Genomic DNA, 24,637 nt, shown 5'->3' on the forward strand with positions numbered 1-24,637 from the left:
ACACTTCACGAGAGGACGATGATGCATCGCACCACCTATCCGGCACGTGCATTGTGCGCGGCGGCCGCAATGTTCATGTCACTGGGCGGCGGCGCGGTATTCGCACAAGCAACGGGCGGCCAATCCGGCAGCAGCGACAACGCACGCGCAGCCCGCGCAGACAGCACCACCGCGACTGGCACCACAAGCCGTACCGACAGCCCCACGGGGCGTGATACCACGCGCAACCGCACGCGCAACGACCGCGCCAATCCTTCCGGCGAATACGTACCGCGCACGGGTTCCACTTCGCATCAAGACAGGAATGGCAACGTGGTCAAGGACAAGTCGACCGGCGGCAGCCCACAGGGGCGGGAGCGTCCACCCGCCAGCCCGGCGAACATTCCGGCCACACACCCTTGAAACGACACGTACCGCGCCACGCGCAGGAGCACCTCATGAACAATGAAAATCCACTCCCCGGCACGCCGCCCGCACCCGCTGCACCCGGCGACGAAGCGGCGCCCGGAGCGCCCGGCAGCGGCGAAGCGATCTGCCCGGAGTGCAACGGGACGGGCCAACGCGACGGCGGCAGCCCGTGCCCGTCTTGCGAGGGCAGCGGCAAGATCATTCAGGGGATTGGCGGAGGGTGAGCACCAACCTCCTCGGCGTGTGCGCGCGATGCGCGACAGACTCGGGATACCGCGTTACTTGATGAAGCTGAGCTGCTTGTTGATGCGTTCAAGCACGGGGGCGCTTCCAATTGGCGTGTGGGAAAGAGCTGAGGTGAAGGCCGGTTTAGTGAGCCACGGCCTGCGCTGCAGCCGCCTTCGACTTCTGCGTGCATGACATCACCAGCGTGAGCACAGCCGAGAGCATGAGCAGGCCGGCGACGAAATAGAGTCCGCCTGCGAAGCTACCGGTTCGGTCTTTGATCCAGCCGATCATCGCGGGGCCAAAGAAACCGCCAAGGTTGCCGATTGAGTTGATGGTGGCGATGCCAGTGGCGGCGGCCGCCCCGGACAGGAACATCGTGGGCATGCTCCAGAGCGGCGGCTTGGCGCAGCTAATCCCGACGTTCACAAGCGTGAGTGCCGCGATGAGGCCAATCACACCGCTGGCACTGCCGGCCACCACCAGACCCACGGCGGCAGCCACGCACGCAATCACGACGTGCCACGTACGTTCCCCACTCCGATCGGAATGGCGAGACCAGAAGACCATCGCGACCACCGAGACAATTGGCGGAATGGCGTTCAGCAAACCAACCCTCATGGACGACATGCCCAACTGCTTGATGATCTGGGGCGCCCAGATGCCGAGCGTGTAGAGGCCGGCGGAGGTGCCGAAATAGATCAGCGCCAACGCGATCACCCGCAGATCAGCCAGGCCACGCAGAATGCTGTGATTGGCGCTCGCTGTGTTGCTGCTGGATTCCTCGTGCATGACTTTGACCAGCCAGGCGCGTTCGTCTTCTTTCAGCCAGGACGCCTGTTCCGGGCGATCCGTCATGTAGAAGAACACCACCACGCCGAGAATGAATGCCGGAATGGCTTCGAGAATGAACATCCACTGCCAGCCAGCCAGCCCCATCACACCTTGCATTTCCAGCAATGCGGCAGATATCGGCGAGCCCAGTGCGGTGGACAGTGGCGCGGCAGCCATGAAGAATGCGGTGACCCCTGCCCGGTGACGCGCCGGAAACCAATAGCTGAGATACAGGATGATGCCGGGGAAGAATCCAGCCTCTGCGGCGCCAAGCAGGAACCGGATGATGTAGAAGCTGGTTGCCCCCTGGACAAAGGCCATCGCTGCCGAGATGATCCCCCACGTGACCATGACGCGGGCAATCCAAATGCGCGCCCCGATCTTGTGCAGCACGATGTTGGAGGGCACTTCAAACAGGAAATAGCCCCAGAAGAAAATGCCCGCTCCAAGGCCAAGAATCGACGCCGTAAAGCCGAGGTCCGCCTTCATCGTCAGGGCTGCAAAGCCGATGTTCACCCGGTCGATGTAGGCGATGAAGTACAGCAGCATGATGAACGGCACGATGCGCCAACTGATCTTGCGCAGCGTACGCTTTTCGATATCTAGTTCCATTTTTGTCTCCTTGGTGCTCCATACAATCCCAAGCTCGGTGCGGGCTCTTTCTTTATCGAGTTCTCATCGCACTTCGCTGGTCACGTTCCTGCATGCTTCATCACTGAACCTGCGCGATGCGCAGTAGGTTGGTCGTGCCGGCGACCGTGAAGGGCAGCCCCGCAGAGATCACGATGGACTGGCCACGCTCGCCGAAGTGCTCGTCGAGGACGGTCCGGCTGGCCAGCTCTGTCATCTCCAGCACGTCGACCACTTCGTGGCACAACACCGCATGCACGCCCCAGGCAAGCGCCAGCCGGCGCGCAGTGGCCATGCGTGGCGTCATGCCGAGGATCGGCACTTCGGGGCGCTCCCGCGCCATGCGCAGCGCGGAGTATCCGGAGCTGGTGTAGGCGACGGTGGCGGGCACCTTGAGCAGCCCCGCCACATGGCGCACCGCATAGCCGATGGCATCAGCGGCGTCTGCGCGCGGAGGCGTATGGGAGGCCTGGATGGCGTCGTGATAGAGCGGATCGGATTCGGTCCGTCGGATGATGCTGTCCATCATCGTCACGGCTTCAATCGGATAGCGGCCGGATGCCGATTCCGCCGACAACATGACCGCATCAGCGCCATCGTAGACAGCGGTAGCAACGTCGGATGCCTCGGCGCGCGTGGGCACCGGAGCCGTGATCATCGACTCGAGCATCTGCGTGGCAACGATCACCGGTTTGCCCGCCTTGCGGCAAACACGCACGATCTGCTTCTGGATGGAAGGCACCTGCTCGGCAGGCATCTCCACGCCAAGGTCACCGCGGGCCACCATCACGGCATCCGCTTCGTCAATGATCGCTTCCAGGCTTTGAATGGCGGCAGGCTTCTCGAGCTTGGCGACGATGCTGGCGCGCCCCTGGACGATCGCCTTGAGCTCCCGGATGTCTTCGGGCCGCTGGACGAACGACAGCGCAATCCAGTCGATGCCGAGTGTCAGACCGAAATCGAGGTCGCGGCGGTCCTTCTCAGTCAACGCCGACAGAGGCAGCACGACGCCCGGCACGTTCACACCTTTGCGATCCGACAACGTGCCGCCGTTGACAACGGTGGTGTCTGCAAAATCAGCGCCGCAGGTGTCTACGCGCAACCGGATCTTGCCGTCGTCGAGTAGCAGCTCCGTGCCCTTGTGCAGAGCGGCGAAGATCTCCGGGTGCGGCATGCCGACACGCTGGTGCGAGCCGGGTGCATCGCGGTCGAGATCGAGTCGGAATGCATCGCCGGAAGTCAGTTTGACGGGACCATTCTCGAAGGTACCGATGCGCAGCTTCGGACCCTGCAGGTCCAGCAGGACACCGATGGGCCGGCCGCGCTCGCGCTCGATCACGCGGATCGTATCCAGGCGCCGCCGGTGGTCGTCGTGTGTGCCATGGCTGAAGTTCAGCCGGAAGACATCGGCCCCCGCCTCGAACAGGGCGTCAATAACCTCCGGGGTGGTACTCGCCGGGCCCAGGGTGGCGACGATCTTCGCGTTGCGCAGGCGTCTCATGGGAGTTGCTCCAAATCAGGCGCGATCAGGATCGCGCGGAAGTCGTTCACGTTGGTCATCGTGGGGCCGGTCACAACCGCGTCGCCCAGCGCCTCGAAGAAGCCGTGTCCATCGTTGCAAGCCAGCGCGTCCTGCGCACGGAGGCCGAGCTGCCAGGCGCGCTGCAATGTGTCCGGTGTGACGATGGCGCCGGCGATCTCCTCCAACCCATCGACGCCATCGGTATCGCCCGCAATCGCGTGAACCCCAGGCTGCCCGCGCAATGCGAGCGCGAGTGACAAGAGGAATTCAACATTGCGCCCGCCCCTGCCCTTGCCGCGAACGGTGACCGTTGTCTCGCCGCCCGAGAGCAACACGCACGGGACCGGGAACGGTTCAGCGTGGCGCGCCACCTCCAGCGCCATGCCGCCTAACACCTTGCCGACGTCGCGCGCTTCGCCTTCGATGGCGTCGCCCAGAACGTATGCGGCGAGGCCGGCTTCGCGGGCCACACGCGCGGCAGCCTGTAACGCCATGCGTGGTGTGGCGATCAACCGGGTTTCGATGCGCGGCAGGCGTGTCTCGCCCGGCTTGATGGTCTCCGCGTCTTTAGAGGTAAGGACATTGCGCACCGGCGGAGGAATCGCAATGTCGTAACGGCGGATGATGTCGAGCGCATCGGTCAGCGTGGACGTATCGGGAACGGTAGGCCCAGACGCGATATCGACCGGATCATCGCCTGGCACGTCGGACAGCAGCAGATTGCAGACGCGCGCCGGATAACAGGCCGCAGCCAGGCGTCCGCCCTTGATGGCAGAAAGATGGCGCCGCACGCAGTTCATTTCGGTGATGGTCGCGCCGGAGGCCAGCAGCGCACGGTTCACGGCCTGCTTGTCGGCAAGCGAAATACCCGGCAGGGGTAGCGGCAGGAGTGATGAGCCGCCGCCCGAGATCAGGCAGACCACCAGGTCATCCTCCGTGAGCCCCGACACCAGGTCGAGCATCTCGCGGGCGGCCAGAAGGCCAGCGGCGTCCGGCACGGGATGTGCCGCTTCGACAATGCGAATCTGTTTGCACGGGACGGCATATCCGTAACGCGTCACGACAAGCCCGTTCACCGATGTGCCCCACGCCTGTTCGAAAACGTGCGCCATCGCGGCCGACGCCTTCCCCGCTCCAATCACGATCGTGCGGCCTTTCGGGCGTTCCGGCAGATACGTGGGCAACGTCAGTGCCGGCTGCGCGGCGGCGATAGCAGCGTCAAACATATCGCGCAGCAGCTTGCGGGCGGTGTCGTCGCGCATGTCATGTCTCATCGGGTTAGCCAGCAGCGCGCTGGCGCAGAGATGGCACAGCGGGATGCCGAGCTTGCCGGGTGCGCTTTACCACCGAGCAGGCACAAGGCTCGCCGAACACGCGTCGAGTCATTGCTGTCTCCTATCTGCCTTGTAGTTGACACACGCCTGCAGCTCTTTTTCGTCTGCTTCAGTGATTACGTGCTTTTCGTGCGGGGACGGTCTCATGGGCGAGCCTCCTGGCCCGCCCCGCTGTCATGCGGCTTTGGCTGTTCGGTTCGTAGCGAGGTATTGGCAGACGGCCTGGGTCACCTGCGCAGTGGTCGCCTTGCCCCCCAAATCGCCGGTGTGCAGTGCCGGGTTGCCGGTCACCGCTTCAATGGCAGCCATGACCTGACGCGCGGCCTCGGTCTCGCCGAGGTGTTCAAGCAGCATCACGACCGACCAGAAGGTGCCGACTGGATTGGCCAGCCCCTTGCCCATGATGTCGAAGGCCGAACCGTGGATCGGCTCGAACATGGACGGGTACCGGCGCTCCGGATCGATGTTTCCGGTGGGCGCGATACCCAGACTGCCGGCCAGCGCGGCGGCCAGATCACTCAGGATGTCGGCGTGCAGGTTGGTTGCAACGATGGTGTCGAGCGTGGCCGGGCGGTTGACCATGCGCGCGGTGGCGGCGTCCACGAGTTCCTTGTCCCACTTCACGTCTGGGAATTCCTTGGCAATCTGCACGGCGATCTCGTCCCACATCACCATGGCATGGCGCTGGGCGTTGGACTTGGTGATGACAGTCAGGAGCTTGCGCGGACGCGACTGCGCCAGCTTGAAGGCGAAGCGCATGATCCGTTCGACACCGGCTCGGGTCATCATCGACACGTCGGTGGCAGCCTCGATCGGGTGGCCCTGGTGCACACGACCGCCCACGCCGGCGTATTCACCTTCGGAGTTTTCACGAACGATCACCCAGTCGAGATCCTTCGGGCCGCAGCGCTTTAGCGGCGCGTCGATGCCGGGCAGGATCCGTGTCGGGCGCACGTTGGCGTACTGATCGAAACCCTGGCAGATCTTCAGGCGCAGCCCCCACAGCGTGATGTGGTCGGGAATCTGCGCGTCACCGGCCGAGCCGAACAGGATGGCGTCCTTGTCGCGCAGGGCGTCCAGGCCGTCCTCCGGCATCATCGCGCCATGCTGGCGGTAATAGTCACCGCCCCACTCGAAGTTCTCGAACTCGAAGCCGAAGCCGGCGCCCGCGGCAGCCAGCGCTTCCATGACTTCCCGACCGGCCGGCACGACCTCCTTCCCAATGCCGTCGCCAGGGATGGTTGCAATACGGTATGTCTTCATGGGGTGTCTCCTGAATGGAACCGGCGGTGCGTCGCCGTGGGGTGTGCAGCGATTCTCCGGCGTGGACACGGTTGCTGATCGGCTCTAAAGTTAATCCATTCTTAACTATGAGTTAAAGGTAAAACGGTGTCGGCTCCTGGCGTCCAACCTGCAGAACTCGGCTTTTTCGTAGCGCTGGCGACCGCCGGCAGCCTGAGCGCGGCGGCGCGTAATCTGGGCATCACCACGCCCGCAGTCAGCAAGCGCCTGGCGCAGATGGAAGCGCGCATCGGCATGCCCCTCGTGACGCGCACGACCCGGCGCATGAGCCTCACCCCGGAAGGCGAGGTCCTCCTGGAACGTGCGCGTCGCATCCTGGGCGAGATCGACGATCTGGACCAACTGCTCACACAGGCCAAGGGCCGCCCCAGCGGCCTGCTCCGCGTCAACGCCACGCTCGGCTTCGGGCGCATGCACATCGCGCCGGCCATCTCGGAGTATGTAAAGGCGTATCCAGACGTGGACGTGCAACTGCAACTCTCTGCCGACCCGCCCCCACTGAATGAGGACCTGTTTGATGTGTGTGTGCGCTTTGGCGAGCCACCCGATGCACGCATCGTCGCGCGCAAGGTGGCATCCAACCGGCGCCTGCTCTGCGCGTCGCCCGCCTACCTGCGCGAGCGCGGAACGCCCACAACGCCGGCCGAGCTGGCGCGCCATAACTGCATCGGTATCCGCCAGGGCAGCGATGCCTATGGTGTGTGGAGGCTGGCATCCGGCAAAGGTGCCAAGCGCCGGACCGAAACCGTGCACGTGCGCGGCAATCTCACCACCAATGACGGCGAGATCGCGGTGAACTGGGCGCTGGAGGGGCACGGCATTGTCATGCGCGCCGAATGGGATATCGAGCGCTATCTCAAGAGCGGCCGGCTCGTGCAGGTGTTGCCGCAATACGCAACGCCCGAGGCGGACGTCTATGCGGTGTACCACCAACGCCATCAGCTTTCATCTCGCATCCGGCTGTTCGTGGATTTTCTGATGGGCAGGTTCGAAAAGACCCGTATGGGATGACGCCCGATCAGCGATGTTCCATGTCTTCATGAACCTCGTGTGCACACTCGCGTGCCTCGTGCTCACGGAGCTTCAGGGCTTCGCGGTCACGCCGGATGTTGCGATGCTCGGCACGGAGGTCACGGTGCTCGTCGCGGCGCTCCATGTGTCGCTCACGCTCCATGCGTTCGGCACGTTCATGACCATGGTCTTCCGGATGTGTTGGCGGCATGGGCTGCGCAAGGGCAGCAGTACCGGCGACAGCAAACAACCCAGCGAGCAAGGTGTGTTTGGTTTTCATGGGGTGGCTCCTCTTGAGTTGTCATGCGTGCCTACCCCCGACGGCTGGTGCGTCGAAATTTCAGGATAGGCCTCTGCAATTGAGCAAGAAGCCGGCCCCGTGGCGCGCAGGCGCGCGCATAAGCTGCGCCCGGGCCACCGACGGTGTGTTTCTGTTTGTATCGACCGCAGGCACGTCACTTGACGCCTGGACTTTGCGCCCAGGCGGCGACTGGCTGCACTGCCATGAGGAGGATGGCCTAGTGAGACACGGCGACCGTTCGGCGGCCGCTGGTGCGAACGTGTCCGGATGCCTTGAGTAGCGCGTAGCCCTGGAGAGTCACCCGGGCATAGCAATGATCCGGGCCACGGCGCTCCAGCGTCACGAGCTGACGTTCGATGAGCGCTTCGACGTCGGCGCGGTCGAGGTCGTCGGATTCGGCACCGTCGTTGACGAGAAGCAAGACAGCAAATTCATGGGGACTCAGCACAGTTGGCTCCAGCTTGTCTGTTGGCCGTCGCACGCAATCGGTGCGGGTGGGCGGGCGTGGTTTTCACTGACACCATGAGCACTGCAAGAGCCGCCGAGAACACCGGGAGAGAGCAGCTGGGTTTGCAGGAGAAGCCAGCATAGGCACGTGCGCAGCCGCATTCAAGAGGGCAAATCCCGTGCGTCGTGCGAGGAGATCTGCGACCCCTTGGTCGATGGTGGTCCGCCAACCGTTTGCCGTGCCGTACAGCGCACAGGCGGCAACGATTGCGCATTGCAGAAAAGTCCGCCCTCCTCCGTTTGCGCTAAGTCAATTGCACAAAAGAATGCGCCCCGGTGACTCGCATCACCGGGGCGCTGAGCACTGCGCTCTGGGTTGACCTTACACGTCGTCGGCGACGACGTTGGCGCGGCGGCCAAAGCCATGCAGCGGGTCAACGCGTTCGACGCGCTGGAGTCGCGCGTAGGGGTCGTCCAATTGTGCATGCGCACCAAATGCATGGAGTGCGCGATGGCGTTCCGTGGCACGGTCCGCTGCCTGCACTGCAGCACGGCCATGCACCACGGCGGTCACGCTGCCGTAATGGCGGGCCATGCCGGGCCGAATCGCGTACGTCTGCGCCGGCGAGTCGGGCGATTGCGGCTCGACCCAATCGCTGCGGCCCAGGCGGCCGCGATAGCCAAACCGGTGGAAGCCCGCGGCATCGGCTGTCACCGCATCCACGGCCTTCACGACGTCGCGCGGTTGCTGTGCAGGCGCATCAACGCGTGCCAGCGAGGGCTCTTCGCGGTCGAGGTTCTTCAGAACGATCGCCTCGCCGACAGGGCGGGAGCCGAGCACCGGCTCGTCCGGGTCGTATTCCGGGCTGCGGGTAAACGGCGTGGGCGGTGTGGCGGTGCCGGCAGGTGCGGGGCGGCCCGCCCACTCCTGCCACGAGCGCACGTGGGTGATATCGCCGTCATCGTCGTGGTCGACCACCAGCAGGCGCGTATTGCGCGGACGCTGCCAGGCGGGTTGCTGCTGCCCATGCAGCCCCCCACGCGACGCGCGAGCGGCAGCACCGGCGGAGGCAGCCGGCGCTGCCGGCGCACGGGCGATCTTGCGGCGAATGGCGCGGTCCAGCCGCGACAGCACCATCCACACCACGAGCACCCCGCCCATGCCGGCGATGATGTTGCCGTACATGCGCAGTTGCTCGAACGGCAGGCCGCTCGGGCCCACGCTGCTGATGGAGTAGCCCACGTACAGGCCCAGCAGGCCCCAGATCGAGATCACGAGCACCGGCCGGAAGATGCGGAACCACAGCACGTGGTGCAAGGTACCGACGACACCCTTGTCCGAAAACGACTGTCGGATCGAGTTTCGCGAAACATCAATGACGAGCATGGTCATGGCGAATTCCCCTGTTGTTGTTGGATGCCCCGGTCAGGGCTGGTCCAGCGGGCACGGGCACGCGTACGCTGGAAGGCGACGGCCGGAAAGCCGACCACCGTGGTGACAAGGTTCAGGATCCAGAACGCAACCGGATACCAGACCGTGTCGATGAAATAGCGCAGGATGTTGTCGTCGTAGCGGCGATCGATAAAGCAACCAACCAGCAACTGCAGCACACAGGTGATGAAGAGCAGCGTGCCGTGCCAGCGCGGGAGCGCTTCCATACGCCATTCGGGCGGCAGGGTAATGAAGAAACCGAGCACCGACCACGTGATGACGATCAGCATGTTGTACGCCCACACCACCGACAGTGCGTACTCGAAGAAGATCGGCCACATCATCGACTGCCGCAGGCTCGCCATCGCCGGCGCGTACTTGATCAGCGCCTGGATACCGCCCTTGGCCCAGCGCAGGCGCTGCTTGTACAGGCCGCGGAAGGTCTCGGGCATCAGGATCCACGACAGCGCGCGCGGCTCATAGCGGATCATCCAGCCGCCCACCTGCAGCTTCCAGCTGATGTCGATGTCCTCGGTGAGCATGTCGTTGCTCCAGTAGCCGACATCCTCGATGGCGTGCTTGCGGAACATCACGACCACGCCCGACACCGTCAGCAGCCGCCCATAGATCTGCTGCGTCCGCTTGATGAGTCCCACGATCGACGAGAACTCGCCCACCTGCATGCGCCCGAGCAAGGTCGAACGCGTGCGGATGCGCGGGTTGCCTGTCACCGCACCAATGGTCGGGTTCTCCATCAGGTGGCGGATCATCCAGGCAATCGCATCCACATCCAGGATCGAATCGCCATCAATGCACATCAGGTACTCGGCGTCGGTCACCTGCGCGGCGGTGGTGAGGCCGATCGCCTTGCCCTGGTTTGACGACTGGTGGATCACCACCAGCTGCGGGTATTCCGCAGCGAGTTCGTTCAGGCGTTCACCAGTGCGGTCGGAACTGCCGTCGTTCACGGCGATGATGTCGTAGTTCGGATACCGCATGCGCACGAGGTGGCTGATCACCTCGCGCACGTTCGCCTCCTCGTTGTAGCAAGGCACGATGATCGACACCTTGGGGTAGCTCTTAACCCCCAGCAGCGCCAGCGGATGCCGCACATTCTGCGTGCCCCGTTCGAGCAGGAAGTAATGCAGCAGCCCGCCGATCATCCAGAAATACGACATGAAGAACGGGTAGTAGAAGACAAAGCCGGAGATCCAGCGCTTGGCGGCGAGTGCGTCCACCATCTCAGCCTCCCGCCTTGTTGGTGTGGGACGGCGCGGCCGCTTCCGTCGTCGCGGGCTTCTTGTCTGCAGCCGCCTCGCCGGCCTTTGGCGGCTGGCTCTGCGGCGCAGCGCTGCTGTTGAGCTTCTCGACGCTTGCCGCATTGCCGCCCGGCGGCTTGCGCGTCTCGATATACGTCTTGAGCGACATCACATCGCGCAGCACCTCGGTATCGGGCCGACCGGCAATGAAGTCATCCGGGTAGTAGCCGTAGTTGAGCGCACCGGCCGAGCGCAGCGCGCGCATCTGGTCACGCAGTTCGGTCGTCGGGATCGGCTTGTCCTGGTTGCGCCAGTCCACCGCCTGCAGCTCGAAGATGGTCTTCTTCAAGCCATCCTTGTGCTTGGCCACGGCGGCGGTCAGCTTCTTCATCCAGTCCTTCGGGTCCTTGGCCTCTTCCATATACGGCATGGCTTCGAGCGCCACGTAGTCGTACGCTTCCAGGAAGTCGTCATAGTTTTGCGCCGTCCACGTTTCAGCCTTCGGATCGAGCACCGGGCCCGAAAAGATGTTGCGCGCAGTCAGCATGTCGCGGCCGTTCTGATAGCCCTGCGCCACCGCGATCAACTCTTTCGAGAACGAGATCAGCGCAGCGGTCTTGGCCCGCGACCACTTGCGCATCAGCTCGGGCGACTGGCGGATCTGGTTGATGTCACCGGGCAGGCCCATGGCCTCGTAGGCCTTGAGCGCAGCGGGGCTGGCATCTTCGTAGTCATCGAGCACGCCATCGTCGTGGAACAGCACACCGTCGATGATCGAGTTCTTGGCCAGATCCTCATAGATGTCGCGGATCATCTGGCGCGCCTGCGGATCGAACGGTGACAGCCGTGGCGGCTTGACCGTGCCCGGCTTCTGCGGCGCACCCGGCAACGACTGCACGAGGTGCGTGGCGGCCGGGTTGTTGGCCGGCAGCTTGTACGACAGCATCGGCAGCCAGGCGTACACCTCCACCTTGGCCCGCGTCTTCAGCTGCCACGACACGCGCGAGAACAGGTCCGCACGCACCGGCATGTGCCGGTTCGGGAAGTACACCGCGTCCACGGCGCCGTTGCCCTTCGGATCGGCGAAGGCCTGCAGGTAGACCACGCGCGGCGCGAGGTCCTTGATGCGGTCGATCAGCTTGCCGAGGTTGGCTTCCTGCTGCTTCGGGTCCGGGTCATAGATGTAATCCATGTCGACCTGCACCACCCGCTGCACAGGGTTGATCTCGCCGTGGTGGGTCACGGGCTCGCGCAGCGAACGCTCAAGATCGCCGGTGTTGGTGTCGTAGCCCATCAGGCTTCGGCGGATGGCGGTCAGCGGCACGTCGGGCGTGTTTGGGCCCGGCTCCAGCGTGAGCATGTACTTCAGGCCCACGTTGGCGGCCTCCTGGTCAAGCATCAGGTTGTGCGCGCCATACGGCCACACCACGGTCTGCACCTTGGTGCCCACGTTCTTCTGGATGATGTCAACGCTGCGCTGCAGGTCGTCGCGCACGCGCTTGCGGTACTCATCATCGGTTTCGTACCGACCCAGGTTGCGCAGGTATTCGTGCGTGCTGGCCGCCGGCATCTCGTTGCCCTGCGGGTTACCCAGCGCGCCGTGGTGCATGTCCTGCGTATGGGTGGCGAACTCGGCCAGGCCCGAGGCCTGCATCTCGCGGATCTGGTTCCAGTTCATGAAGAAGTCCCGCGGCACGATCTGCTTGTCCGACAGCTTGATCTTCGCGCCGGGTGGGGCGTTGGTCCACTCCGTCACCAGACCGAACACGGCGGGGAACCGGAACTGCTTGAGCAGCGGGAAGACCTTCGTGTAGTGGCTTTCATAGCCGTCATCGAACGTCAGCAGGATCGGGCGCTTGGGCAGCGGCTTGCCGCCACGGCGCGCCGCATCGATCTGCGCGAGCGTGACCGGGTGGTACCCGTTGGCCTGGATCCAGCTGAACATGTTCGTCAGCATCTTGGTATCGACGGCAAACCCGTCGGGCAGCGTCTCGAAGCTGGCGCGCAGGTTGTCGCGGATGTCGTGAAAGCACAGCACGCGGAAGGTCTTGCCGTCGTCCGGATCGGGCTTGGGCAGAAAGTCGACCTGGACGGCGGCAGCAGGGCGAACGGCGGCCACGAGTGCCAGCACCACGGCCAAGGCCATCCAGGCGATGAATCGTCGCAATGACGGTTGTCGGAGAGCTTGCATGGGCATCACAGCGGAATGTTGAGGTTCAGGTACAGGAACTTGCGGTTCTCGGGCTGGCCGTCGTAACGGTGGCGGCCAAAGCCGATGCCGTAGGAAACCTGCGTCTTGCGATTGATCTGCCACACATGTTCCAGCCGCGCTTCGACCATCGGGCTGTTGCCGAACGACTGCTGGTTGTACACGCCGCCAGTCAGGTACAGGCGCTGCGTGAACGACTTGTCGGCATAGCGCCAGGGCGTCCACGACCAGATGGCGGTGGCCGTTCCGCTGTAGTCGCGCGACGGCGTGAAGTAGTTCAGGCCGGTCATGGTGTTGGTGCTGGTATCGGCCCCCAGCAGCACGCCGACGGTGTGGCGCGGCGAGGTGAACACCTGCTGGTAGAAGTTCGCCGCCCAGCGCTTGCGAAGGTTGTTGTCGGTGTAACGCGACACGCCGTACGTCAACGACGCGTAGCGCGTTTCATCCCAGGTGTAGCGCACGTTCCCGCTGAGGGTCTTGCCGGTCACGCCCACCTGGTACGCCTTGTAGGGCACCTCCAGGTCATCGTTGGTGACCATGCCCGACACCTTCCAGTGATCGCTCGGGATCCACGCGGCATCAAGCGTGCCGCCGGTCTTGCCCGCCGCACCCACCGACTGGTGCACCTCGCCATTCACTTCGACGCCGGTGTCGAACCACTGCAGGCCAGCGCCGTTGCGCACGCGGCTTTGCGATGCGCCGTCAAACTGCGCACGGCCGGCAAAATTGTGGAAGAACAGGCGGTAGTGATCGGCAAACGGGCCGCTGTAAGCCTTGGTGCTGATGCCGAATTCGTTGTTGGCGAACACTGAATTGCCCTTGTCCGCCGTGGATTCGATGATGAGCTGTGGGCTCTGATAGACGTCCAGATCCTTGCGCAGCGCGTGCACGGAGCCGTTCTCCGGAAAGCGCTCGTCCAGTCCGTTGGCGACATCCTTGGCCGTCTTCAGGTCGTCCACCGCCAGCGACGCGCGGCCATAGCCAGCCACCACGCTCAGGTCATCCGGGTGCTCGGCAAGCGCCGTCTTGTACATGTCGCGCGAGCGGTACGGCTCGGTCTGCACCATCGCGCCGTCGGCACGAGCGCTGACGAGCGAGGCGGCGAACGGCGCTTCGTGGCGCCACTTGTCCAGCTCGGCAATGCCCTGGTGCGTGCGGCCCGTCAGGATCAGGTACTGCGCTTCCAGCCGCTTGATGCGCGAGTAATCGGGGTTGGGCGTGCCGGCTTCCGGCGCCAGCCGCACGTATTCCGGGTTGTCCGCCTTCATCTTGTCGAGCAGCGCGCGGGCGTCTTCAAAGCGGCCCGTATCCAGCATGGCGTAGAACAGGCCTTCCTGAACGTCACCGGTTTCGATCTCGCCGGGGCTCGCATCCTTGAGCGCACGGGCGTAGGCATCGGCAGCCTTGTCGGGCGTATCGAGATACGCATACGCATCACCTGCGGCCACACGCGTGTACGCTGGCACCTTGCCCGCCTGCGACATGGACTGGTAGCGCTTGACGGCGTCTTTCATGCGCCCGCGCGAGGCCAGAGCCACCACTTCATCGGCCACAATCTCCTGGCGGAACTCTGCGTTCTCTGGCGTATCGGGCACCTTCTTGAGCAGCACCTCGATCTCGGCCACGGCCTGATCGATGATGACGAAGCGTTCCGGCCCGTTGATGACCTTCAACTGCTGGCGCCCCCAGCGGATGCGCTGTGCGGCGGCCGCATGGTCGACGTGCCACGATTCGCTCTCCTTGAACCAGTCCGGGTGCTCGCGCAGATGCTCTTGCGCCAGCGTGGCTGCGCCCTCGCGCGACTCCCGCATGACCTCATCGTGAAAGGCCTGGCGGTCGGTCGGCATCGGGCCGACAGGCGCGTTGTCGGGGGCATTGCCGGCGGCATGTGTGGCGGCGGCATTGGCGGCTTCCGGCGACACCTGTAGCGGTTCCAGGGCACCCGGACCCTGAGCGCTCGGGCCCGACGGCATGGCCGGCGCCTGTGCAGCCGGGTCCGGTGTCGGAGCGCCCGGCGGCAGGATCACCGTAGGCGACGGCGGTGCAGACGGAGGCGCCGGGGGGGCTGCCTGGCCAGCAGGCATCGGCGATGCGGGGGCCTGCGTGGTTGCCGCGGGCGATGTCGTGACGGACGACTCTGCGGGCGGCACCGCCTGTTGTGCAACCAGCAGCGTGCTGGCCGGAGACACCGGCAGATCGTCACCGCCGACGATGACGGTGGTAGATGCAGAGGTGGCCGGGCCCTTGCCCGCCGCGTCGGCCAACTGCGTGTCGATCAGGCGACGCGTGGCCGCGCTGGAAGCAGCGTCGGTCGCGGCGTGCGCGATCATGGGCACCGTACCGACCACCACAACGGTGGCGGCAGCAATTGCGCAGCGGCGGGGATGCCATGCCACAGCCGCGCGGGTGCGCTCGGCTGGCAGGCTCCAGGAGAGTGGCTCGTGGGGTGTCATTGTTGTCATGTCCAGTGGGCGGCCCGTGCAGGCGCACGTCATCCGCATTGCATGAAGAGGTGCCTGGGCTGCGTCAGCCGAGGCGGGCCGTACCGTTGGCGGTGCGCACCGGGGCGCGCATCGGCTTGGCAGGAGCTACACCGCCGGTCACGCCGCCAAAGGCCCGCGTCATGGCGGCCCAGCGGGATTCGGCGCCCAGTTCAGTGACCGATGCGTTCACCGATGCATTCGTCCGCTCGGGCGCCCCCATCTGGGGGGAGGAAGACGCCATCACCGCGTCTCGGGCCGGTGCGCTGGCCTGGAGCGGAGTCGGTGTGCGTGCAGCGGTTTGCACGAACAGGTCTGCGTCTTGCGCATCGCCAGACACCTGGACGGATGTCTGTGCAGATCCAGCGCCGATGGTGGCGGCAGCCCCGCCCTGCAGTTCCAGCGGAATCCCCAGGCGCATGGCGGCGTAGACCGCCTCGCTCTTGTTGCGCACGTTCAGGCGTCGATACAGCGTGCACGCGTGCGTCTTGACGGTGGCTTCCGAAATGCCCAGCAGGCGACCGACACCCTTGACGGAGTGGCCGCGCGACAGCAACACGAGCACTTCGTACTGTCGCAGCGAAACATTCAGCCGCTGCGCCGCTTCGGACGCATCCAGCGAGAGCATCGGCAAGGCCGCGCTGGCCGCACGTGGCATCAGCGCCGGATACGACTGGCCGCCGGCCAGCACGAGCCGCAGCATGGCCAGCAAGACTTCCTGCGGTTGCGATTTGGCGCAGTAAGCGTCCACACCGCACGTCATGGCAACGTGCGCCTCGTCGGCAGACAGGCTGGCCGCGAGCAGCACCACCCGGCTGGCCTCGCTGCTGTCGATGGCCTCGCGCAATTGGGCAGCGAGTTGGCCGGCGTCAGTCGGGCCATCGGCCTCGTCCAAACCGATGACGAGCAGGTCGGCGCGTTCATCGCAAGCATGCAGTTCGCCAGGGACGCCAGCAGGCAATGCCGGGGCGATGACCTCCAGGCCGAGGGTGGGATGCGCGAGCAACTGCGCAAGTCCGGCTCGTAGCAACGGATGATTCTCCAGCAGGACTGCTTTCATGGTTTCCTCGTTTTCTTGTGAAGCGATTCCGGTCAAGCGCGCACACACCTGCAGCTGCGAGCGAGCACGCATATGACCGTCGAAACCCCGGGACCGTCCAAAAGAAGCGCCCTGCCGCCGGCGATGTGCCGGCTCTGGAGAAGCGAAGTGCGAATGCCGTGGGGACCGTGGGGACCAATCCGGTTCCGGATTCGCTTATTGGAAAAACCTGTCTGCATGTGGCGGAACTGCCTTGCACATACAGAGTGACCGCAGGACATAGAGCAAGCATCGGGCCACCTACGTGCAGCGCAACATCTGCTTACACTTGGAGCACAAATGACGTCGTGCAGAAGGCGGTGGAAACCCACTGTGGCAAAGGATTGGCGGCCAGCAGCAGCGATTGGTGCGACGCCGCAAATCCACTCCATTTCTGTAACGATTTGGTTACGAATCGGAGGCGTGTGACGACAGGCTGGATCATCCCGCCGGTTGTCCACTGAACGTTTTTACAACCTGTTTTAAAACTTACCGAGTGAGCGCGACAGGCGCCACATCATCGCCTGGACCGCGGGCGCATAGATGGCCGATGCGCCCCATCAGGGCTTATGGCGCATGGCAAAGAGGAAAAGGCTGTCGATGGCGCCCACCACGAAGATGAGGCCGGCGGCCGTATGCAGCATCCAGGCCCCGTCGGCGAACGGCAGTTGAATCGAAGTGTGCGGAATGGCTGCCACCACGCCCGCGGCCACCGACATGCGCAGCACCGGCACCCACCATATGCGCTTGGCGGGCGGATCGTCGCGATGGCGCGGCGCGGGGTCGGGCGTCGAACGGGGCATGCGGCAGGGACGAGAAGTGATGGCCATGCTGCATTGTTGAACACAACCGATCGAAGCGAAACAGAAAACAGCGCCGTGCAATGCCCGCAATTCCGCTGACTGAAACTGGCTAGGCGGGGTGCGCAGCCAAGTGCCCCAGGTTCTGCAGCATGTCGGCCGTCATCTCTGCCACACCGTATTCGGGCTTCCAGCCCCAATCGCGCCGGGCAACCGAGTCGTCGATGGAATTGGGCCAGTTGGCCGCAATCGCCTGGCGGAAATCCGGCGCGTAAGCCACCTCGAACGACGGACGGTGCCGGCGGATCTCCGCAGCCAGCTGCGCCGGCGTAAAGCTCACGCCTGCCAGGTTGTAGCTACCGCGCTCGCTGATGCGTTCGGCGGGCGCCTCCATCAACTCGATGGTGGCGCGCACGGCGTCGGGCATATACATCATGGGGAGCGCCTCGTCGTGCTCAAGAAAGCACGTATAACGCTCGCCCTTGACGGCCGAATGGAAGATGTCGATGGCGTAGTCCGTCGTGCCGCCGCCCGGCGCGGTCTTGTACGAGATCAGGCCCGGATAACGCAGGCTGCGCACGTCCACACCGTGGTGCTCGAAATACCAGCGGCACCAGCCCTCTCCCGCCAGCTTCGAAATGCCGTAGACGGTCCTCGGCTCCATGATCGTGCTCTGCGGCGTGTTGTCCGCAGGGGTGGTGGGCCCGAACGCGGCGATCGAGCTGGGCCAGAAGATGCGCTCGAGCTGATGATTGCGCGCCGCTTCCAGCACGTTCAGCAAGCCATTCATATTGAGCGCCCAGCCCCACGTGGGCGATTGCTCTGCCGCGGCCGACAGCGCCGCCGCCAGGTGATAGATCTGCGTGATGCCGTGGCGCTCGATGATCTCGCGCAGCTGGCCGCGATCGGTCACATCCAGCGTTTCGTGGCGGACCTGCGGGTGGCGGCCCCGGGGCACCATGTCGCTGGTCACCACGTTGCCGTTGCCGTAGCGCTCGGCCAACGCAGCGGCCAGCTCCGTCCCCAATTGCCCGTTGGCGCCGATGATGAGGATGCGCGGCGCCGTTCCAACATTCGCGCTGATACCGGTGCTCATCAGATAATCCCCAGTTCCTTGCCGGCGGTTTCAAACGCCTTGAGCGCCGCATCGAGTTGCACGCGCTCGTGCACTGCGCTGATCTGCACGCGGATGCGCGCCTGCCCCTTGGGCACCACCGGGTAGAAGAAGCCGACCACGTAGACGCCCAACTCGAGCAGGCGTTTGGACAATGCCTGCGCCTTCTGTGCGTCGTACACCATGATCGGCACGATGGGATGGTCGCCCGGCTTGATATCGAAGCCCAGTTCGACGATCTTGCGGCGGAAATACAGCGCGCTATCTTCCAGCTTGTCACGCAGCGCGGTGTCGGCTTCCAGCAGATCGAGCACCTTGATGGTGGCCCCGACAATGCACGGCGCCACCGTGTTCGAGAACAGATACGGCCGCGAACGCTGGCGCAGCAGTGCCACCACTTCCTTGCGCGCACTCGTGAAGCCGCCCGATGCACCGCCCAGGCCCTTGCCCAGCGTGCCGGTGATGATGTCGATCTTGCCAAACACGCCGCGGTGTTCGTGCGAGCCGCGCCCCCGCTTGCCGAGAAAGCCCGTGGCATGGCATTCATCAATGCCCAGCAGCGCACCGAATTCATCGCAGATGGCGCGGATCTCATCCAGCCGGGCGATGGTGCCGTCCATCGAGAACACGCCGTCGGTAAACACAAGCTTGAAGCGCGCGCCCGCCGCGTCGGCGGCCTGCAATTGCGCGCGCAGGTCGTCCAGATCGTTGTGCTTGTAGCGATAGCGCTGCGCCTTGCACAGGCGGATGCCATCGATGATGGACGCGTGGTTCAGCTCGTCGCTGATGACCGCGTCTTCCGCGCCCAGCAGCGTTTCGAACAGCCCGCCGTTGGCGTCGAACGCCGAGCCGTAGAGGATCGTGTCTTCGGTGCCGAGAAACTTCGCCAGCCGCGCTTCCAGCGTCTTGTGCAGGTCTTGCGTGCCGCAGATGAAGCGCACCGAGCTGAGGCCAAAGCCGTGCGTGTCGAGCGCCTCGTGCGCCGCCTTGAGCACCTCCGGGTGCGACGACAGGCCGAGGTAGTTGTTGGCGCAGAGGTTGATGACCTCCTTGCCGTCAGCCGTGCGGATCACAGCGCCCTGCGGCGAGGTGATGATGCGCTCGGTCTTGTAGAGACCGGCTTCCTCGATGGCGTCCAGTTCACGGCGGATGTGCGCGTAGAAGGCGTCGGTCGTAGCGCTGGCCTGCGTTGTCCCCATGGTGCTGCTCCTGTAGACTTTGTTGATCGATAAACCGAACAAGTTCGATATATCGAATAATTTGTTCAATTTACAAGATACCAACCGATGGCACAAGCCCCCGCCACCGATGTCCTTGCCGACGGCCCGCCCGCCGTTGGCGCCAAGCTGCAAGCGCTGCGCCAGGCGCGCAAGCTGTCGCTCGATGAACTGTCGCGGCGCGCAGGCGTGTCCAAATCCATGCTCTCGCAGGTGGAGCGCAACCTGGCCAACCCGACTGTCGCCGTGCTGTGGCGCCTGGCCACCGCGCTTGGCGTGGGGCTGGCCGATTTTCTGTCGCCCGAAGGCGCGGCCGATGCGGCGCCCGCGGTAACGGTCATCCCCGCTCACTCCATCCCAGTCATCAAAAGCCCGGATGGCAAGTGCGAATTGAAGATTCTTGGCCCCGTCGACCTGGCAGCGCGCTTTGAATGGTATGAACTGGCGATCCAGCCCGGCGGCGTGCTGGCGTCAGAGCCGCACGAGCTGGGCTCGAAGGAGCACATCTCGGTGCTGAGCGGCACGGTGACGGTGCAATCCGGCCCGAGCGAGAAGAAGGTGCGGCATGGGGAATCGGCGCGCTATCCGGGGGATGTGCAGCACGCCATCTCAAACGCCGGCAAGACGGTGGCGACGGCGTTGCTGGTGGTGGAATACGCGCAGTAAGCGCTGCAGATCGGCTGCTGCCTAGGCTGCCTGCAGTTCAGGCGCGCGCCACACGCGCGGCAGCAGCACCCCGAGCATCAGCCCACGCAACGCCATGAACCCCAGCATCGACAACCACAGCCCGTGGTTGCCCCACAGCGGCTGCAGCGTGACTGACAAGCCCAAGAACGCGGCAGCCGCCACGGCCATCGTCACCAACAGTTCACGCGTGCGCGTCGCGCCGATGAACACCCCGTCAAACTGGAAGCCCCATACCGACACGATCGGCAGCAACGCTGCCCACACCAAATAGTGGCGCGCGGCTTCACGCACAGCGGCCTGATCGGTCAGCATGCCGATGATGCCGGCGCCCACCAGCGCCACGGCTGCGTGTGCGAAGCCGTCCAGCCCGTAAGCCATGAAGGTCAGGAAGTTGAGCAGCAGCGCGTTGGCGGCCAGCACCACATCGCCCTGCCTGGCCCCTGCGTGGGCAAACCAGCCGAAGGCAGCCAAAAGGCAAAGCGTGCGCAGGAAAATGTCGGTGTTCAGCCCCATCAGGCGGCGCCAAGCGTTGCGGGCAAGCAGTTCGGCGCGCGTGAGCGGCGGCAGACCAGTGGGCCGTTGCAGCCAGAGCAGCAGCATGCCGAGCCCAAACCCTGCGATATCAGCCAGCGCCGTTGCGGCGCCAATACCGCCGACGCCCATGCGGGCACCCAGCACGAGGGTCAGCACGGCCAACATGTTGACGGTGTTGATGAACACCTGCAGCAGCAACGCCCGCCGCACCTGCTGTCGCCCGAGCAGCGTACCGAGCACCACGTAGTTGGCCAGTGCAAACGGCGCCGACCAGATGCGTGTGTGGCAATACACCTCGGCCATGCGGGTGACGGATTCGCTCGCACCGAGCAGCGCCAGCGTGATCCGGATCGCCGGCACCTGCAGCACCAGCAATACCGCTCCAATGGCAAAGGCCAGTAGCAGCGCGCGCACCACGCTCGCCCGCAACGCCTGTGTGTCGCCCGCGCCGTGTGCCTGCGACACCAGCCCCGTGGTGCCCATGCGCAAGAAGCCAAACCCCCAGAACACGAAGTTGAAGAAGACCCCGCCCAGCGCCACGCCGCCGATGTATTCCGGCCCCGGCAAGTGCCCCGCCACGGCGGTATCCACGGCCGACAGGATCGGCTGCGTCAGATTGGCCAGCACGATGGGAAACGCCAGCGTCAGCACGCGCCGGTGCCACCGCGCGGGTGACGCAGGTGCAACCGAAGGGGCGAAAGAGGACTCCATAGGGAGGAAAAACTGCGAGGAACGATGAAAAAGGCGGTGCAACCGCTCACGATTTCGCTATCATTGCGCCCCATTGCGGGCTCCGGAATCGGGCGGCAAGTGTGGTACCCCGCACAACGTCGCCGATGACTATACGCGAATCCCCCCGGAAGGCAGACACCGTGTTTTGCCTTTCATCGCGGCCGGACAGGTGCGGTTGATGCTACGCGTCACCCAGCACACGCATGTCCTGGGCTGGTGAGACCCACCACATAGGACGGCGGGCGGCGCCCAAACAGCGTCGCCTCGGTAGAACTAAGCGGACTGGTAAGCAAACCGCGGTGCCCTGTCGAACTTCCGACTCGCCGGGGCGGAGACTCCTCTTGGAAAAAAACGTACAACGCAATCTCGGCGCCTGGGCATTGATGTTGACCGGGTTGGGCTCGATCATCGGCTCCGGCTGGCTGTTCGGCGCCGGCCACGCTGCAAAGGTCGCGGGCCCCGCAGCCATCTTTACCTGGATCATCGGCGCCATCGTCATCCTGGCCATTGCCCTGACGTATTCCGAACTGGGCGCAATGTTTCCGGAATCGGGCGGCATGGTGCGCTATGCGCGCTACTCGCATGGCTCGCTGGTGGGCTTCGTGGCGGCCTGGGCCAACTGGATCGCCATCGTCACCGTCATCCCCATCGAAGCCGAGGCGTCCATCCAGTACATGAGCAGCTGGCCGTGGCCCTGGGCGCAGTCGCTGTTCCAGCACGGTGAGCTGACGCCGCCTGGGCTGGTGCTGTCGGCAGTGCTCGTCGTCGTGTACTTCCTGCTCAACTACTGGGGCGTGAAGGTATTTGCCAAGGCGAACAACGCCATCACGATCTTCAAGTTCATCATTCCGGCCGCGACGGCGGTGGCGCTGGTTGCCGCGGGCTTCCACCCAGGCAACTTTGGCATGAGCACGGGCGCGAATGTGGCAGGACAGGGCTTTGCGCCGTACGGCTGGTCTGCCGTGCTGACCGCCATTGCCACCAGCGGCATCGTGTTTGCGTTCAACGGTTTCCAGAGCCCGATCAACCTGGCGGGCGAGGCACGCAACCCGGGCCGCAACGTGCCCATCGCGGTGATCGGGTCGATCCTGCTGGCCGCAGTGATTTACGTGGCGCTGCAGGTGGCCTTCCTGGGTGCGGTACCGCCTGAGGCGCTGGTGGGCGGCTGGCACGGCATTGACTACCACTCGCCGTTCGCACAGTTGGCGATTGCGCTGAACCTGAACTGGCTGGCCATCGTGCTGTATATCGATGCCTTCGTCAGCCCGTCGGGCACCGGCAGCACGTACATGGCCACCACCACCCGCATGATCTATGCGATGGAGCGCAACAACACCATGCCAGCCATCTTCGGCCGCGTGCACCCGTTGTTTGGTGTGTCGCGCCCGGCCATGTGGTTCAACCTGGCGGTGTCGTTCATCTTCCTGTTTTTCTTCCGCGGCTGGGGCGCGCTGGCTGCTGTCATCTCGGTGGCGACGGTCATCTCGTACCTGACCGGCCCGATCAGCGTGATGTCACTGCGCCGCACTTCGCCGCAGTTGCATCGTCCGCTGCGTCTGCCGGGGCTGTCGCTCATCGCGCCGTTCGCGTTTGTGTGCGCATCGCTCATCCTGTACTGGGCCAAGTGGCCGCTGACCGGAGAGATCATCGTGCTGATGCTGGTGGCCCTGCCCGTGTACTTCTATTACCAGGCCAAGGCCGGCTGGCCCGACTTCAAGACCGAACTCAAGGGCGCGTGGTGGATGATCGCCTACCTGCCGACCATCGCCGCGCTGTCGTACTGCGGCAGCACGGAGTTCGGCGGCCACGGCTACATCCCGTACGGCTGGGACATGGGCATCGTGGCGGTGCTCTCGTTGTTCTTCTACCACTGGGGCGTGGCCAGCGGCTGGCACACGCGCTACCTGGATGAGGTGGACAGCGTGCACGAAGAGCAGACCGAGGTGCGCAGCCGCAAGCGTGCACCGCGCGAAGTCCCGCAAGGCGTCTGACACCGTTGTTGCACGCTGGAGAAAAACGCCCGACCGGTTCTGCCGGCGGGCGTTTTTTCTTGCACTGCTGCGGTGATGCCGCAGCGAGAGCCACGGCCGCTAAAGCTGGGATCGCGTCCTAGTCCGAACCGGCCTTGACGAAATCAATGAACGCCCTGAGCGGAGCCGGCACAAGCCGCCGCCCCGGATAGTAGAGATACGGCCCTGGGAACGGACGCCACCATGCCTCGAGCACTGGCTCGAGCGCCCCGCTGGCCAAATGTGGACGCAGCCAGTCTTCGTAGAGATGCACGACGCCGACGCCGGCAACGGCGGCGTCCACGACAAGATCGATCGCGCCCCCAATACGGACGAGCAGCGGGCCCGATGGGTCAACATTGACCACTTCACCGTCGCGCTCGAACTCCCACGGCGGCATGGCGCCGCTCGCAAATCGCCCACGCAGGCAAGCGTGGTCCAGCAGGTCGCGCGGATGGTTTGGGCGGCCGCGTCGATCGAGATAGCCGGGTGCCGCTGCCGTTGCGAAGCGCTGCGATCGCGGGCCGATCGGAACGGCGATCATGTCCTGTTCGAGCCGCTCGTCATAACGGATGCCTGCGTCGAAACCCGCAGCCAGGATGTCAACAAAGCTCTCTTCCGCCACGACCTCCAGCTGTATCTCGGGATAGGCGTCGAGAAAGCCCGGGATGATGGCGGGCAACACGAGCCGCGCGGCGCTCATCGGCACATTGAGCTTTAGCGTGCCGGCCGGCCTTTCGCGGAAACTGTTGACGACATCGAGCGCGGCTTCCACCTCGCTCAAGGCCGGCCGCAGGCGGCTCAGCAGACGCTGCCCCGCTTCGGTGGGTGAGACGCTGCGCGTGGTGCGGTTCAGCAGGCGCACACCGAGCTGCGTCTCCAGCCGCCGCACCGCCTCGCTGAGCCCGGATGCGCTCGCGCCCATCAGTCTTGCACCTTCGCGGAAGCCCTTGGCCTGCGCCACCGCCGCGAAGGCATTCAGATCACCCAGATCGATTTTCATTGTTCGCCTTTTCGCACAACCCGTGCGGATTATGTCCCCTTATCGCGCACCGCGCTTGCACCTAATCTG

21 protein-coding genes are annotated in these 24,637 nt (G+C 64.6%); 6 read left to right on the forward strand and 15 right to left on the reverse strand.

Annotated elements, in window-relative coordinates:
* Window positions 1–18 precede the first annotated feature (18 nt).
* Entirely contained in the window at window positions 19–402 is a 384-nt protein-coding gene (locus CFE42_RS07355) for a hypothetical protein (protein ID WP_037044272.1), read from the forward strand.
* 35 nt (window positions 403–437) lie between these two features.
* On the forward strand, window positions 438–632 hold the full coding sequence (locus CFE42_RS07360) for a hypothetical protein (RefSeq protein WP_004631336.1): 195 nt from the start codon (window positions 438–440) through the stop codon (window positions 630–632).
* A gap of 145 nt (window positions 633–777) precedes the next feature.
* Here the strand turns inward: CFE42_RS07360 and CFE42_RS07365 are convergent, their stop codons facing one another.
* From CFE42_RS07365 to CFE42_RS07380, 4 genes are all read right to left on the reverse strand, one after another.
* The gene (locus CFE42_RS07365) at window positions 778–2,079 is read right to left on the reverse strand and encodes an MFS transporter (protein WP_004631335.1); all 1,302 of its coding nucleotides are present in this window, start codon (window positions 2,077–2,079) and stop codon (window positions 778–780) included.
* Window positions 2,080–2,179: 100 nt separating this feature from the next.
* Window positions 2,180–3,598 (reverse strand): pyruvate kinase, encoded by a 1,419-nt coding sequence (pyk, locus tag CFE42_RS07370; RefSeq protein WP_004631334.1) that lies wholly within the window; start codon window positions 3,596–3,598, stop codon window positions 2,180–2,182.
* A complete protein-coding gene (locus tag CFE42_RS07375; protein WP_004631333.1) occupies window positions 3,595–4,881 on the reverse strand; it encodes a glycerate kinase in 1,287 nt (428 codons plus the stop codon). Before CFE42_RS07375 ends, pyk begins: the two co-directional genes overlap by 4 nt.
* Before the next feature lie 246 nt (window positions 4,882–5,127).
* The gene (locus CFE42_RS07380; protein ID WP_004631332.1) at window positions 5,128–6,216 is read right to left on the reverse strand and encodes a tartrate dehydrogenase; all 1,089 of its coding nucleotides are present in this window, start codon (window positions 6,214–6,216) and stop codon (window positions 5,128–5,130) included.
* 126 nt (window positions 6,217–6,342) lie between these two features.
* Here CFE42_RS07380 and CFE42_RS07385 point away from each other — a divergent pair, with 126 nt between their 5' ends.
* Window positions 6,343–7,266 carry a LysR family transcriptional regulator gene (locus CFE42_RS07385; RefSeq protein WP_004631331.1) on the forward strand — a complete coding sequence of 308 codons (924 nt, stop codon included), beginning with the start codon at window positions 6,343–6,345 and terminating at the stop codon, window positions 7,264–7,266.
* Window positions 7,267–7,279: 13 nt separating this feature from the next.
* On the forward strand, window positions 7,280–7,615 hold the full coding sequence (locus CFE42_RS07390; protein WP_037044269.1) for a hypothetical protein: 336 nt from the start codon (window positions 7,280–7,282) through the stop codon (window positions 7,613–7,615).
* Window positions 7,616–7,784: 169 nt separating this feature from the next.
* Here the strand turns inward: CFE42_RS07390 and CFE42_RS07395 are convergent, their stop codons facing one another.
* From CFE42_RS07395 to kbl, 9 genes are all read right to left on the reverse strand, one after another.
* Window positions 7,785–8,015, reverse strand: a complete 231-nt coding sequence (locus CFE42_RS07395; RefSeq protein ID WP_004631329.1) for a hypothetical protein — start codon at window positions 8,013–8,015, stop codon at window positions 7,785–7,787.
* A 381-nt stretch (window positions 8,016–8,396) separates the two neighbouring features.
* Window positions 8,397–9,407: a hypothetical protein gene (locus CFE42_RS07400; protein ID WP_004631328.1), complete on the reverse strand. Its 1,011-nt coding sequence runs from the start codon at window positions 9,405–9,407 to the stop codon at window positions 8,397–8,399.
* Window positions 9,404–10,687 (reverse strand): poly-beta-1,6-N-acetyl-D-glucosamine synthase, encoded by a 1,284-nt coding sequence (gene pgaC / locus CFE42_RS07405; protein ID WP_004631327.1) that lies wholly within the window; start codon window positions 10,685–10,687, stop codon window positions 9,404–9,406. Before pgaC ends, CFE42_RS07400 begins: the two co-directional genes overlap by 4 nt.
* A 1-nt stretch (window position 10,688) precedes the next feature.
* Window positions 10,689–12,851 (reverse strand): poly-beta-1,6-N-acetyl-D-glucosamine N-deacetylase PgaB, encoded by a 2,163-nt coding sequence (gene pgaB, locus CFE42_RS07410; RefSeq protein WP_037044265.1) that lies wholly within the window; start codon window positions 12,849–12,851, stop codon window positions 10,689–10,691.
* Between the two features lie 50 nt (window positions 12,852–12,901).
* Entirely contained in the window at window positions 12,902–15,367 is a 2,466-nt protein-coding gene (pgaA, locus tag CFE42_RS07415; protein WP_004631325.1) for a poly-beta-1,6 N-acetyl-D-glucosamine export porin PgaA, read from the reverse strand.
* 73 nt (window positions 15,368–15,440) lie between these two features.
* On the reverse strand, window positions 15,441–16,454 hold the full coding sequence (locus CFE42_RS07420; RefSeq protein WP_004631324.1) for a response regulator transcription factor: 1,014 nt from the start codon (window positions 16,452–16,454) through the stop codon (window positions 15,441–15,443).
* A gap of 578 nt (window positions 16,455–17,032) precedes the next feature.
* Complete coding sequence (locus CFE42_RS07425; RefSeq protein ID WP_004631323.1) at window positions 17,033–17,275, reverse strand: hypothetical protein; 243 nt, start codon at window positions 17,273–17,275, stop codon at window positions 17,033–17,035.
* Between the two features lie 109 nt (window positions 17,276–17,384).
* Window positions 17,385–18,368, reverse strand: coding sequence for an NAD-dependent epimerase/dehydratase family protein (locus CFE42_RS07430; protein ID WP_004631322.1), 984 nt, complete (start codon window positions 18,366–18,368; stop codon window positions 17,385–17,387).
* Complete coding sequence (gene kbl / locus CFE42_RS07435) at window positions 18,368–19,585, reverse strand: glycine C-acetyltransferase (protein WP_004631321.1); 1,218 nt, start codon at window positions 19,583–19,585, stop codon at window positions 18,368–18,370. Before kbl ends, CFE42_RS07430 begins: the two co-directional genes overlap by 1 nt.
* A gap of 87 nt (window positions 19,586–19,672) precedes the next feature.
* On the opposite strand from kbl, the gene CFE42_RS07440 reads away from it, so the two are divergent.
* Complete coding sequence (locus CFE42_RS07440) at window positions 19,673–20,269, forward strand: XRE family transcriptional regulator (RefSeq protein ID WP_004631320.1); 597 nt, start codon at window positions 19,673–19,675, stop codon at window positions 20,267–20,269.
* A gap of 21 nt (window positions 20,270–20,290) precedes the next feature.
* On the opposite strand, the gene CFE42_RS07445 is transcribed toward CFE42_RS07440, so the two are convergent.
* A complete protein-coding gene (locus tag CFE42_RS07445) occupies window positions 20,291–21,535 on the reverse strand; it encodes an MATE family efflux transporter (RefSeq protein ID WP_004631319.1) in 1,245 nt (414 codons plus the stop codon).
* 362 nt (window positions 21,536–21,897) lie between these two features.
* On the opposite strand from CFE42_RS07445, the gene CFE42_RS07450 reads away from it, so the two are divergent.
* Window positions 21,898–23,547, forward strand: coding sequence for an APC family permease (locus CFE42_RS07450; protein ID WP_024542347.1), 1,650 nt, complete (start codon window positions 21,898–21,900; stop codon window positions 23,545–23,547).
* 118 nt (window positions 23,548–23,665) lie between these two features.
* On the opposite strand, the gene CFE42_RS07455 is transcribed toward CFE42_RS07450, so the two are convergent.
* Window positions 23,666–24,568: a LysR family transcriptional regulator gene (locus tag CFE42_RS07455; protein WP_004631317.1), complete on the reverse strand. Its 903-nt coding sequence runs from the start codon at window positions 24,566–24,568 to the stop codon at window positions 23,666–23,668.
* Window positions 24,569–24,637 lie beyond the last annotated feature (69 nt).

This window comes from Ralstonia sp. PBBBR1 (genome assembly GCF_002256165.1).
Taxonomy (GTDB): domain Bacteria; phylum Pseudomonadota; class Gammaproteobacteria; order Burkholderiales; family Burkholderiaceae; genus Ralstonia; species Ralstonia thomasii.